This is a genomic window from Enterobacter sp. CM29 (assembly GCF_013179605.1).
In the GTDB taxonomy this organism is placed as follows: Bacteria; Pseudomonadota; Gammaproteobacteria; order Enterobacterales; family Enterobacteriaceae; genus Enterobacter; species Enterobacter intestinihominis.
Window position 1 is genome coordinate 1 of the sequence record NZ_JABMCU010000127.1, and the last position, 13,013, is coordinate 13,013.

At 58.1% G+C, this 13,013-nt stretch carries 7 protein-coding genes and 1 pseudogene; 2 read left to right on the forward strand and 6 right to left on the reverse strand.

Translation table 11 applies throughout. The features are described 5' to 3' along the window. From HP459_RS15510 to treR, 5 genes are all read right to left on the reverse strand, one after another. Positions 1-154: 4Fe-4S cluster-binding domain-containing protein (locus HP459_RS15510; protein WP_171936439.1), on the reverse strand; the 154-nt coding region annotated here is incomplete at its 3' end. A gap of 105 nt (positions 155-259) precedes the next feature. Further along, the gene (gene nrdD / locus HP459_RS15515) at positions 260-2,398 is read right to left on the reverse strand and encodes an anaerobic ribonucleoside-triphosphate reductase (RefSeq protein ID WP_046621040.1); all 2,139 of its coding nucleotides are present in this window, start codon (positions 2,396-2,398) and stop codon (positions 260-262) included. Between the two features lie 373 nt (positions 2,399-2,771). Next, the gene (gene treC, locus HP459_RS15520; RefSeq protein WP_023299188.1) at positions 2,772-4,415 is read right to left on the reverse strand and encodes an alpha,alpha-phosphotrehalase; all 1,644 of its coding nucleotides are present in this window, start codon (positions 4,413-4,415) and stop codon (positions 2,772-2,774) included. A 51-nt stretch (positions 4,416-4,466) separates the two neighbouring features. Further along, positions 4,467-5,885: a PTS trehalose transporter subunit IIBC gene (treB, locus tag HP459_RS15525; protein ID WP_022646875.1), complete on the reverse strand. Its 1,419-nt coding sequence runs from the start codon at positions 5,883-5,885 to the stop codon at positions 4,467-4,469. A 127-nt stretch (positions 5,886-6,012) separates the two neighbouring features. Continuing rightward, positions 6,013-6,960 carry a trehalose operon repressor TreR gene (treR, locus tag HP459_RS15530; RefSeq protein WP_063853058.1) on the reverse strand — a complete coding sequence of 316 codons (948 nt, stop codon included), beginning with the start codon at positions 6,958-6,960 and terminating at the stop codon, positions 6,013-6,015. 386 nt (positions 6,961-7,346) lie between these two features. Between treR and mgtA the strand changes: the two genes are divergently transcribed. Both mgtA and HP459_RS15540 read left to right on the forward strand, forming a co-directional pair. Beyond that, positions 7,347-10,055, forward strand: coding sequence for a magnesium-translocating P-type ATPase (gene mgtA / locus HP459_RS15535; RefSeq protein ID WP_171936440.1), 2,709 nt, complete (start codon positions 7,347-7,349; stop codon positions 10,053-10,055). 136 nt (positions 10,056-10,191) lie between these two features. Further along, positions 10,192-12,576, forward strand: coding sequence for a beta-N-acetylhexosaminidase (locus tag HP459_RS15540; protein WP_171936441.1), 2,385 nt, complete (start codon positions 10,192-10,194; stop codon positions 12,574-12,576). 87 nt (positions 12,577-12,663) lie between these two features. Here HP459_RS15540 and HP459_RS15545 read toward each other — a convergent pair. After that, positions 12,664-13,013: pseudogene (locus tag HP459_RS15545) on the reverse strand (N-acetylglucosamine-binding protein GbpA); the annotation flags it as partial.

Sequence of the window (13,013 nt, forward strand, 5' to 3'; positions counted from 1 at the left end):
CCATCTCAGCGGTAAACGGCATACCCGAGTTCAGGCGCCAGGTGCTTTTGTTATAGCAGCCGGGGCACTCGTGAACGCAGCCTGATACAAAGAGGGTGCAGCGGGTGCCGGGGCCGTTGACGATGTCGACGGGGTAGTACTGGTGATAGTTCATCGCGAATAACCACGCCGGGTGGCGCTGCGCTTACCCGGCCTACAAAAGAGAGCGGTCCGTAGGCCCGGTAAGCGCAGCGCCACCGGGCATTAACGTGGCAGTGGATTACCCGATCTGCCCATTTCCCAGATGTTTCACCCTGCGCTTCACCTCTTCCTGCTTACCGGCGTTAAACGGACGTGCGTCCGGGCTGCCGAGGTAGCCGCACACGCGGCGGGTCACGGAGACGCGGGCTGCATCGTGGTTACCGCATTTAGGGCAGGTGAAGCCTTTGCTGGTGCACTCGAACTCACCGGTAAAGCCGCACTCGTAGCACTCGTCGATTGGCGTGTTGGTTCCGTAGTACGGAACGTGCTGATAGCTGTAATCCCACACGTCTTCCAGCGCCTTCAGGTTATGCTGAATGTTCGGGTACTCGCCGTAGCAGATAAAACCGCCGTTCGCGATGGGCGGATAGGCCGCTTCGAAGTCGATCTTGTCGTACGGGTTCACCTTCTTCTCCACATCGAGGTGGAAGCTGTTGGTGTAGTAACCTTTGTCGGTCACCCCTTCCACGATGCCGAACTCGGCGGTATCCAGACGGCAGAAGCGATCGCAGAGGTTTTCGCTCGGCGTGCTGTACAGGCTGAAACCGTAGCCGGTTTCCTCTTTCCACTGGTCTACCGCATCGCGCAGGCGCTGCACAATCGCGATACCTTTCTCACGCAGGGCGTCGTTGTCATAGATGTGCTTGTCGCCAAACAGCGCGTTAATGGTTTCGTGAATGCCGATATAGCCGAGAGAGATCGACGCGCGACCGTTTTTGAAGATCTCCGACACATCATCATCCGCCTTCAGGCGCACGCCGCAGGCCCCTTCCATATAGAGAATTGGCGCGACGCGGGCTTTCACCCCTTCAAGGCGGGCGATGCGGGTCATCAGCGCCTTACGTGCCAGCTGTAAACGTTCATCCAGCAGCGCCCAGAAGGCCGCTTCATTACCTTTGGCTTCCAGCGCGATGCGCGGCAGGTTCAGGCTGATGACGCCCAGGTTGTTGCGCCCGTCGTGGATCTGCTCGCCGTTCTCATCTTCGTACACGCCGAGGAAGCTGCGACAGCCCATTGGCGTTTTAAACGAACCGGTGACTTTTACCACCTGGTCGTAGTTCAGAATGTCCGGGTACATACGCTTGCTCGCGCACTCCAGCGCCAGCTGTTTGATGTCGTAGTTCGGATCGCCAAACTTGTGGTTCAGGCCGTCGCGAATGGCGAACACCAGTTTCGGGAACACCGCCGTTTTACGGTTTTTACCGAGGCCGGAGATACGGTTACGCAGAATAGACTGCTGGATCAGGCGTGATTCCCAGCTGGTTCCGAGGCCAAACCCGAAGGTCACAAACGGCGTCTGGCCGTTGGCGGTGTGCAGCGTGTTTACTTCATATTCCAGCGACTGGAACGCGTCGTAGCACTCTTTCTCGGTGCGGGAACGGGCATAACCGTCGGCGTCCGGGATCTGCCACTCTTCCGCCGTTTTACGGTGTTTGTTGAAGCTCTCGGTCACGAACGGGGCCAACACTTCATCAATGCGGTTAATGGTGGTGCCGCCATAGATGTGGCTCGCCACCTGGGCGATGATCTGCGCCGTGACCGCCGTCGCGGTGGAGATGGATTTCGGCGGCTCAATCTCGGCGTTACCCATTTTAAAACCCTGGGTCAGCATGCCTTTCAGGTCGATCAGCATGCAGTTAAACATCGGGAAGAACGGCGAGTAGTCGAGATCGTGGTAGTGGATCTCACCGCGCTCGTGCGCCGAGACTACATCGCGCGGCAGCAGGTGCTGGCGGGCATAGTGCTTGGCGACGATACCGGCCAGCAGGTCGCGCTGGGTCGGGATCACTTTGCTGTCTTTATTGGCATTTTCATTGAGCAGCGACGAGTTGGTTTGCTCTACCAGTCCGCGGATCTCCTGGTTCAGGCGACCGCGTTTCTCACGCTGGACGTCACGGTCGTGACGATACTCAATGTAGGCGCGCGCCAGCTGCTTGTACGGACCTGCCATCAGCTGGTTTTCAACTGCGGTCTGGATCTCGTTGATATCCACCTGGCTGCGTTCGTGCATCTGGCTGCTAACGACTTCTGCGACGGTGGCGCAGTAATCTGCGTCATCGACTCCCGCTGCTTTAGCTGCACGCAGAATGGCTTCTTTGATGCGCTCTGATTTAAACGGCACTTTACAGCCATCACGTTTCATCACATGCGGTGTCATGATCACTCCATTTTAAAAACAGGTTATCCACAGAGGTGGAGAAGTATTCACCGGGCGTATTCCTCGCCGAGGCAAAGACTTCCCGCGTGCCCAGCTCGTGTTATCCACAATTCCGGCCAGCGTTCGCGCCGTCTTGTTGTTGGAATAGTAGACGATAAATACAAGATGTTGGGTCGGCGTGCATTTTAAGTGCTACATATAGTGATTTGCATCAAACATGTTTGCGATTTTTTTGATGCAGGACAAAGTAAAAAGACGAGAGTACAAACGGCGGGCGCTGAGGCAATTGTAAAGACGCGAAGGAAAAATCTGATTAATTATTCAACAAAAACAGTAAAGTAAGCCGGACACGGCATCGTGCCCGGCGGAGGAATTACTGCTTTAACCACCACACGGCTTCAAACGGACGAAGCATTGAGGTTTGAGGGCCGGGGTAGTTGCTTATCACCACCTGCGACTCGCCGCTGAGAGCGTCCGCTTGCCATTCCTGAGGCAAATGGCTCAGGTTCGCCACCACCATCAGCGTTTGCCCCTGCCACTGGCGGCGATAGCACCACAGGGAAGGGTGGTCAGGCAGGAGATCCTCATAATCCCCCCACGTCAGCACCGGCAGGGTTTTGCGCAGGCGAATCAGCGACTGATAGGTGTAGAACACCGAATCGGGGTCGTCCAGCGCCGCGCGGGCGTTCACGGTTTCGTAGTTGTCGCAGACACCAATCCACGGTTCGCCCCCGGTAAAGCCCGCATTGTGCGAGGCGTCCCACTGCATCGGCGTGCGCCCATTATCACGTGACTTACTCGCCAGAATCGCCAGCAGTTCATCCGTATCGCGGCCGTTCGCCCGCTGTTCGGCGAACATGTTCAGGCTTTCTACGTCGCGGTAGTCGGTGATACGGCTGAAATGCGGGTTGGTCATGCCCAGCTCTTCACCCTGATAGATATACGGCGTGCCCTGCATCCCGTGCAGCACCATGCCGAGCATTTTCGCCGCCGCCACGCGGTGTTCCCCTTCGTCACCAAAGCGTGACACGATGCGCGGCTGGTCATGGTTACACCAGAACAGCGCGTTCCAGGCTTTGTTGTGCATCCCCTGCTGCCAGTGGCGGAAAAGGGTTTTCAGCGCCACAAAATCCGGCTTCGCAAGCGTCCACTTTTCGCCGCCGGGGTAGTCGACCTTCAGATGATGGAAGTTAAAGGTCATCGACAGCTCGCGCCCGTCGAGCGACGCATACTGCTGACAGTTCTCCAGCGAGGTGGAGGACATCTCGCCCACCGTCATCAGGTTGCGCGGCGTAAAGACATCCCGGCTCATCTCCTGGAGATATTCGTGGATGCGCGGCCCGTCAGTGTAGAAACGTCGGCCATCCCCGATGGTGTCGTCCGGGAAATCCTGATCTTTTGAAATCAGGTTAATGACGTCCAGACGCAAGCCGTCCACGCCGCGATCGGCCCAGAACTCGCACACTTTTTTCAGCTCGGCGCGCACCGCCGGGTTTTCCCAGTTGAGATCCGCCTGCTCCGGCGCGAACAGGTGCAGATAATACTGCTCGCTTTCGGCATGCCAGCGCCAGGCGTTGCCGCCAAACTTGGAGCGCCAGTTGTTGGGAAGCGCGTCCGGCGTACCGTCGCGCCAGATATAGAACTCACGGTACGGACTCGCTTTATCCAGCGACTCGCGGAACCAGGCGTGCTGCGTGGACGTGTGGTTAAAGACCATATCCAGCACGATGCGGATACCGCGTTCATGCGCCCGGGCAACCAGTTCGTCAAAGTCGTCCAGCGTGCCGTAGGTCGGGTCAATGGCAGTGTAGTTCGCCACGTCGTAACCGTTATCCACCTGCGGCGAGATATAAAACGGCGTCAGCCAGATGGCGTCAATGCCAAGGGTTTTCAGGTAGTCAAGGCGCTGCGTTACGCCGCGCAGATCGCCGGTGCCGCTGCCGGTGGTATCCTGAAAACTCTTTGGGTAAATCTGATAGATAACGCCGTTCTGCCACCAGTGAGGAAGGGTATTCATAGTACGTTCCTGCAAATGCGAAGGGGCGCAACTGCGCCCCGAAAAAGGGAATTAAACAATCTGCAACGTGCCCTGACGGAACTTACGCTGGTAAACCACGGTAGTCAGCGCCATTGGGATGATAATCGCCACCGCCATCGCCAGCGCAAATACCTGCCAGAATGAAGGCTGAATGGAGAGGATACCCGGCAGGCCGCCGACGCCAATCCCGTTTGCCATTACGCCGTTCAGGCCGCACAGCAAGCCCGCCAGACCGGAGCCGATCATCGCGCAGAGCATCGGGAAGCGATATTTCAGGTTGATACCGTACATCGCCGGTTCAGTGACGCCGAGGTAGGCGGAGATAGCAGCCGGAACGGAGATCTCACGCTCGTTGTGCTTACGGCTGACGATGATAATGCCGGTTACAGCGGAGGCCTGCGCAATGTTAGACAGGGCGATAATCGGCCAGACCGGCGTGCCGCCGAGGCTCTGGATCATCTGCATATCGATCGCCAGCGTGGTCTGGTGCACGCCGGTGATCACCAGCGGAGCGTACAGGAAGCCGAACAGTGCGGCGCCAATCGGTGCGAAGCTGCCGGTCATCAGGTGACGGACCGCGAAGGCCACGCCGTCGCCAATCATGCGGCCAAACGGACCGATAAAGGCATGCGCCAGGAACACCGCCAGGATCAGCGAGCAGACCGGGACCACCACCAGATAGAGATAGTCCGGCACGATGCGCTTCAGACGCGTCTCAATAAAGCCCAGCGCCAGACCCGCCAGCAATGCCGGGATAACCTGCGCCTGGTAGCCCACTTTGGCGATGGTAAACAAGCCGAAGTTCCACACCTCTGGCGTTTGCTGACCAAGTAAGTAAGCGTTCATTAACTGCGGAGAGACCAGCGTCACGCCGAGTACGATTCCGAGAATGGGCGTTCCGCCCATCTTGCGCACCGCTGACCAGCAGATCCCGACCGGCAGATAGAAGAAGATGGCTTCGCCAATCAGCCACAGGAAGTCATAGATGCTTTGCAGCGCCGGGTACATCTGCGCCAGGGTTTTGCCGTCGCTCATTGGCACATCGCCGATGACGTTACGGAAGCCCAGAATTAAGCCCCCGCTGATCAGCGCCGGCAGCAGTGGGAAGAAGATCTCCGCAAAATGGGAAATCAGCTGCTCATGCCATTTCATATTCTGGCGCGCTGCCTTCTTCGCCTGCTCTTTATCGGCGGAAGAGTGCCCGGTAGTCGCCAGCAGAGCCTGATAGTAATCGCCCACTTCGGTACCAATCACCACCTGGAACTGCCCGGCGTTGGTGAAGCAGCCTTTAACCATTTTCAACTCTTCAATGGCTTTCGGATTGGCTTTGGCCGGATCGTTCAGCACGAAGCGCAGGCGGGTAATGCAATGGCTGACGGTGGCGATGTTCTCGCGTCCGCCGACCAGGACGATCAGCTGATCGATATCGGCTTGTTTGACTTTACTCATCATGAAACCTCATGACAGATGGTGAAAGGGGTTATGACCTGTGCGCAAGCCTACTCCTTCAACGTGACGGCGAAAATGGGAACGTTCCCGAAATCGGGCGAAGATCACAATAATCCATTCAAAAGAATTATGAGAGGCGGGCTGGAATAACGATCTGACGGGGCTCGGTACGCCCGGTAATTTGCTCGATCAGCTGCGCGGCAGCCTGCCGGCCAGACTCGGCATAACCCGGGTCAACGCTGATAATCTCCGGGTGTAAGAACTTCATCAGCGGCGTGCTTCCCACGCTCGCTAACTGCAGCTCCCCGATGCGTTGTTCCTGCAAATATTTGCTCGCACCCAATGCAAGGGTATCCGTGGCGCACACCAGGGCGGTGGTTTGTGCAGTCAGCACGCTGGCGACCTGCTCATATCCCTGTTTCATACCCAGTCCAGGCAGCGCGGCCACGGCGGGGAGATTGTTTTTTTTACAAAACGCCAGGTACGCTTCATGGCGACGCTTGCCGGTGGTGATGTCGGCATGCGGCACGCCGAGATAGCTGATATGCCGATGGCCCTGTTCATACAGGCGCTGCATCAGGATAACGATTGCCCCTTCGTCATCGTAACAGACAGAGGCAAACCCGCTGGCGTCGCGCGCCAGCAGCACCAGTGACGGCTGCCAGGGTTTAAGCACGTCCTCTTTAAGGCCGGTAAACCCGAACAGCACTACGCCATCAATGTTGCGGCGCTGAAGCATACCGAGATGCTCCTCCACCATTTGCGCGGAAAACTTACTCTCCATCATGATCGGATCGTAGCCCTGCTCGTAGAACGCGGGCAGCATCGTCTGTACGGCGAGGTTTTCGGAGAGGGAATCCAGACGCGAGACAATAATGGCGACCACTTTATCGCTCTGCCCGCGCATGGCGCGCGCGGAGCGGGAAGGGGAAAAACCGTGCTGATTCATCACCGCCTCGACGCGCTCGCGTGTGCGCTCGCTGACACCGCTTTCGTTGTTAAGCACGCGTGAGACGGTCGATTTCCCCACGCCGCTTAAACGCGCGATGTCTTTAATCGTAAGGCGGTTCTGCATGCTGTATTCCCTGTAACAACGATAAAATAATCAGTTGAGCCTAATGCTATCCTGCGAATTCGCTATGGGCAAAGTCTGGTTTACGTGCGGTTTATTTACGAGGGGGTATCATACCGCCCGAATAGTCACAAAAGGTATGGTTAAATCCTTATACTGCGCGACGACATCCCATTTTTAACTTACCGGAGGCCACATGGATCCCGATCCCACACCTCTCCTGACCAGGAGAAAACCTTCTTTCCGGTAAGCCAGCCTTTTGCTGTCTCACCGGCGTGAGGCAGCAACGTTCATACGTTCCTGCTTGATAAATTAAGTGCCTGACAGGTACGGCTCTGCCACGCCTGCGGGAAAACTGCGTCCGCCTTTGCGGATGCGGGGGAATGACTATGCTGAAAAATATCACCCGGCAGCTGTTCGCGCAGCTGAGCCGCCACCTGCCACATCGCCTGATTGCGCGCGATCCGCTGCCAAATGCCAACACCCTGGCGGGCGCGGAAATCCCCGCTTCCCTGACCGAGCGCTGCCTGAACGTGGCGGCGATGGATGAAAACGAAGTCTGGCGTGCCTTTGGCGGCCACCCGGAAGGGCTGAACGCGCAAGAAGTGTCAAAAATCCGCGAGAAACATGGCGATAACCAGATCCCGGCGCAAAAACCCTCTCCATGGTGGGTCCACCTGTGGCTCTGCTACCGCAATCCGTTCAACCTGCTGCTGACGGTGCTCGGGATTATCTCTTACGCCACTGAAGATCTGTTTGCCGCAGGCGTGATTGCCCTGATGGTGGGGATCTCCACGCTGCTTAACTTTATTCAGGAAGCGCGCTCCACCAAAGCGGCGGATGCGCTGAAAGCGATGGTCAGCAATACTGCCACCGTGTCGCGCGTGATTAACGACCTCGGCGAAAACGCCTGGATTGAACTGCCCATTGACCAGCTGGTGCCGGGCGATCTGGTGAAGCTGGCGGCGGGGGACATGATCCCGGCGGATTTACGCATCATCCAGGCGCGGGATCTGTTCGTCGCGCAGGCGTCACTCACCGGTGAATCCCTGCCCGTAGAGAAGGTGGCGCGGACCCGCGATCCGCAGCAGATGAACCCGCTGGAATGCGACACCCTGTGCTTTATGGGCACCACGGTGGTCAGCGGCACGGCGCAGGCCATTGTCACCGCTACCGGCGGCAACACCTGGTTTGGGCAGCTTGCCGGACGCGTCAGCGAGCAGGAGAGCGAGCCGAACGCATTCCAGAAAGGCATTGGCCGCGTCAGCATGCTGCTGATCCGCTTTATGATGGTCATGACGCCGATTGTCCTGCTGATCAACGGCTACACCAAAGGTGACTGGTGGGAAGCGGCGCTGTTCGCCCTCTCCGTGGCTGTCGGCTTAACGCCGGAAATGCTGCCGATGATTGTCACCTCCACGCTGGCGCGCGGGGCGGTCAAACTCTCTAAACAAAAGGTGATCGTCAAACACCTCGACGCCATCCAGAACTTTGGCGCGATGGACATTCTTTGCACCGATAAAACCGGCACCCTGACCCAGGACAAAATCGTGCTGGAGAACCACACCGATATCGCCGGAAAGACCAGCGAACGGGTGCTGTACAGCGCGTGGCTGAACAGTCACTACCAGACAGGGCTGAAAAACCTGCTCGACGTGGCGGTGCTGGAAGGTGTGGATGAAGAGTCTGCCCGCATGCTCTCCGGCCGCTGGCAGAAGGTGGACGAAATTCCGTTCGACTTTGAACGGCGACGCATGTCGGTGGTGGTCAGCGAGCAGCCGGACGTACATCAGCTGATCTGCAAAGGGGCATTGCAGGAGATCCTGAATGTTTCCACGCAGGTGCGTCATAACGGCGAGATCGTGCCGCTGGATGAGACCATGCTGCGCCGCATCAAACGCGTCACCGATAACCTGAACCGTCAGGGGCTGCGCGTGGTGGCGGTAGCAAGCAAGTTCCTGCCCGCGCGGGAAGGGGACTACCAGCGTATCGATGAATCCGATTTGATCCTCGAGGGTTACATCGCATTCCTCGATCCGCCGAAAGAGACCACCGCGCCGGCGCTGAAAGCACTGAAAGCGAGCGGGATCACCGTCAAAATCCTGACCGGCGACAGCGAGCTGGTGGCGGCCAAAGTGTGCCACGAAGTGGGCCTGGACGCGGGCGACGTCGTGGTGGGGAGCGACATTGAGCACCTGTCCGACGATGAGCTGGCCGAGCTTGCCCTGCGCACCACGCTGTTTGCCCGCCTGACGCCGATGCACAAAGAACGCATCGTCACTCTGCTGCGTCGTGAAGGGCACGTGGTGGGCTTTATGGGCGACGGCATCAACGATGCGCCAGCCCTGCGTGCGGCGGATATCGGTATCTCCGTGGACGGCGCGGTGGATATCGCCCGCGAGGCGGCAGATATCATTCTGCTGGAAAAGAGCCTGATGGTGCTGGAGGAGGGCGTCATCGAAGGGCGTCGCACCTTCGCCAATATGCTCAAATACATCAAAATGACCGCCAGCTCCAACTTCGGTAACGTCTTCAGCGTGCTGGTGGCGAGCGCCTTCCTGCCGTTCCTGCCGATGCTGCCGCTGCACCTGCTGATCCAGAACCTGATGTACGATGTCTCTCAGGTCGCCATCCCGTTTGATAACGTGGACGACGAGCAGATCCAGAAGCCGCAGCGCTGGAACCCCGCCGATCTGGGGCGCTTTATGCTGTTCTTTGGGCCGATCAGCTCCATCTTTGACATTCTGACCTTCTGCCTGATGTGGTTTGTGTTCCACGCCAACACCCCGGAACACCAGACGCTGTTCCAGTCCGGCTGGTTCGTGGTGGGGCTGCTGTCCCAGACCCTGATTGTGCATATGATCCGCACCCGCCGCATTCCGTTTATCCAGAGCCGTGCCGCATGGCCGCTGATCGTGATGACGGGCATTGTGATGGCGCTCGGGATCGCGCTGCCGTTCTCGCCGCTTGCAAGTTACCTGCAACTTCAGGCGCTGCCGCTGAGCTACTTCCCGTGGCTGGTGGCGATCCTCGCGGGTTACATGGTGCTGACGCAGATGGTCAAAGGGTTCTATAGCCGTCGGTATGGATGGCAGTAACGGCAAGCCCGGCAGCTGGCTTTCCTCCCAAATTCAACAACCTGTGATCTCCGTCGGCGCATTCGCTTGACGACAATTTGAGCGCATGTTAACAGAATGTTTTGCCTTTATTTGGCCCGTCAGATAAGGAACATTCATGTTACGGTACAGCCTCTTAACCGCCGGGCTCATGCTCGGCGCCTCCGCCTTTGCCGCCCCGGCAGGCGACCTTCCCTTAATGCCCTGGCCTGCGAAGGTTGAACGCCCGACCACACAGGGTGCGCTGGTGCTTAACAATCAACTCACCGTGAGCGTCAGCGGCGACGATCTGGGGGATGCGGTCAACCGCCTGCGCCAGCGCATCGCCCTGCAAACTGGCTGGACGCTACAGCCGCAGGCCGAAAAACCTGACAAGCCAACCATCCGTATTTCCATCGCTAAAAAAGTGAAGCCGCAGCCGCTGCCGGACAGCGATGAGAGCTATAAACTCACGGTGGACGCCAACGGCGTAATTATCTCCGCCAACACCCGCTTCGGCGCGCTGCGCGCCATGGAAACCTTGCTCCAGCTGATGCAGAACGGTGCCGAAAACACCTCGATTCCGTGGGTTACCATTGAAGATTCGCCGCGCTTCCCGTGGCGCGGGCTGCTGCTCGATTCAGCGCGCCATTTCATCCCGTTACCCGATATCAAACGCCAGATCGACGGCATGGCCGCGGCTAAGCTCAACGTCCTGCACTGGCATTTGACGGACGATCAGGGCTGGCGCTTTACCTCGAAGCGTTATCCAAAATTAACCCAGCTTGCCAGCGATGGGCTGTTCTACACCCCGGAGCAGATGCGCGAGATTGTGCGTTACGCTGCCGAGCGCGGCATACGCGTGGTGCCGGAAATTGATATGCCGGGCCACGTCTCGGCGATTGCCGTCGCCTACCCGGAGCTGATGAGCGCGCCGGGGCCGTACGCCATGGAGCGCCACTGGGGCGTGCTTAAGCCAGTGCTGGATCCCACCAAAGAGGCGACCTATACCTTTGCCAACGCGATGGTCAGCGAACTGGCCGCGATCTTCCCGGATCCGTATCTGCATATTGGCGGCGATGAGGTTGACGACAGCCAGTGGAAAGCGAACGCTGCGATCCAGAGATTCATGCGCGACAACAAACTGGCGGACAGCCATGCGTTGCAGGCGTATTTCAACCGCAAGCTGGAGACGATCCTTGAGAAGCACCACCGGCAGATGGTTGGCTGGGATGAGATCTACCATCCCGATCTGCCGAAAAGCATTCTGATCCAGTCCTGGCAGGGACAGGACGCGCTGGGGCAGGTGGCGCAGAACGGCTATAAGGGCATTCTCTCTACCGGTTTCTACCTTGATCAGCCGCAATCCACCGCCTACCACTACCGCAATGAAATTGTGCCGCAGGGGTTGAACGGCGTGGATGTGATAGCAGACACCGACAGCGTCCAGAGCTGGGCTTTCTCCATGCCGCGTCTGAAAGGCAAGCCGGTGGAAGGCAGCTTTACGCTGGTGAAAGGCGATGCTGGCTGGCGCGGATTCATTGATTTTGCCGGGAAATCGCGTCGGGCGGTGGATAACATTCAGTGGCGGGACGACAATCAGTTAACGTTTACCGTTGATACCTGGATGGGTGAAACGCGTCCGGTCGTTTCTGTTGAGAACGATAAGCTCAGCGGCTATTTCCTGGTGGGTAACGCCCGCTACCCGATTAGCGGCACGCGTCTGGACGAGGTGCCGAAAGGCGTTCCGCCGGTGGTGCCGGACCCGGCGAACGAGGCCAATCTGCTCGGCGGTGAAGCCGCGCTGTGGGCGGAAAACGTGATCGCGCCAGTGCTGGATATCCGTCTGTGGCCGCGCGCCTTTGCGGTGGCGGAGCGGCTTTGGTCGGCGAAGGACGTCAACGACATCGACAACATGTATACCCGGCTCCAGGCGATGGACAGCTGGTCCACGGTATCGGTTGGGCTACAGCAGCATACCCAGCAGCAGATACAATTCACGCGCCTCGCTAACAATGCGGATACCTTGCCGCTGCAAATCCTCGCCCAGGCGCTTGAACCGGCGCAGTATTACACTCGTCAGCATCTTAAATTCCATGCCGGAAACTATCATCAGTTTGAGCCGCTCAACCGGCTCGCTGACGCGCTAAACGCGGAAAGTGCGACCGTGCGTCAGATGAATAAATGGGCTGACCGTCTGGTGAGCGACGCGGAAGACACGGAGAGCGCCGACGCGCTGCGCCACGTCTTTAACCGCTGGCAGAACAACACCAGCGACGTGCTGGCCTTGAGCGAAAACAGCTATCAGTTGAAGGCCATCGAACCGGTGATTCAGGAGGTGGACAAGCTGGCCTCGATTGGCCTGCGGCTGACGGATCTGGTGGCGCGTCAGGGAACGCTGGATGATAAAGAGATCGCGTCGATCCAGAGCGAACTGGATAACGCGGCGAAAATCCAGGACGAAGTGGTGATTGCGGCGGTGTACCCGCTGGAAACGCTGCTCAGAGCGACGCGGAATCAGTAGTAAAGAACCCTCTCCCAAAGGGAGAGGGAATATATACACCCTCTCCCTTTGGGGAGAGGGTTAGGGTGAGGGGTAAGGTTTTTCCACTCAGTTCTTCAACACCCACGCCTCTTTCCAGTGCGCGCCAACGCCAGGCTCAAACTGGTTTGCGGTTGGGCTGTACTGCACGCAGTAGCCGCTGTACGGGAAAGGCTTACATTCGTAGGTCTTACCGTCTTTTGGCTGTAGTACCACGGTGCCCGCTTTGTACGAGGCGATATTGTCCGGGAAGGTAAAGTCGTGGTGGCCGGTGCTGTCCGCAGCCGCATCGCTTTCCAGCATCAGGTTCAGCACGTCCTGGGCGAACATCGTGCCGTCTTTATTGGTCGCGTAGTATTTCAGCATATGGTGTCCCGCCGTCACGTCAGTCAACGTCATGGTCACGTCCTGATTGACGT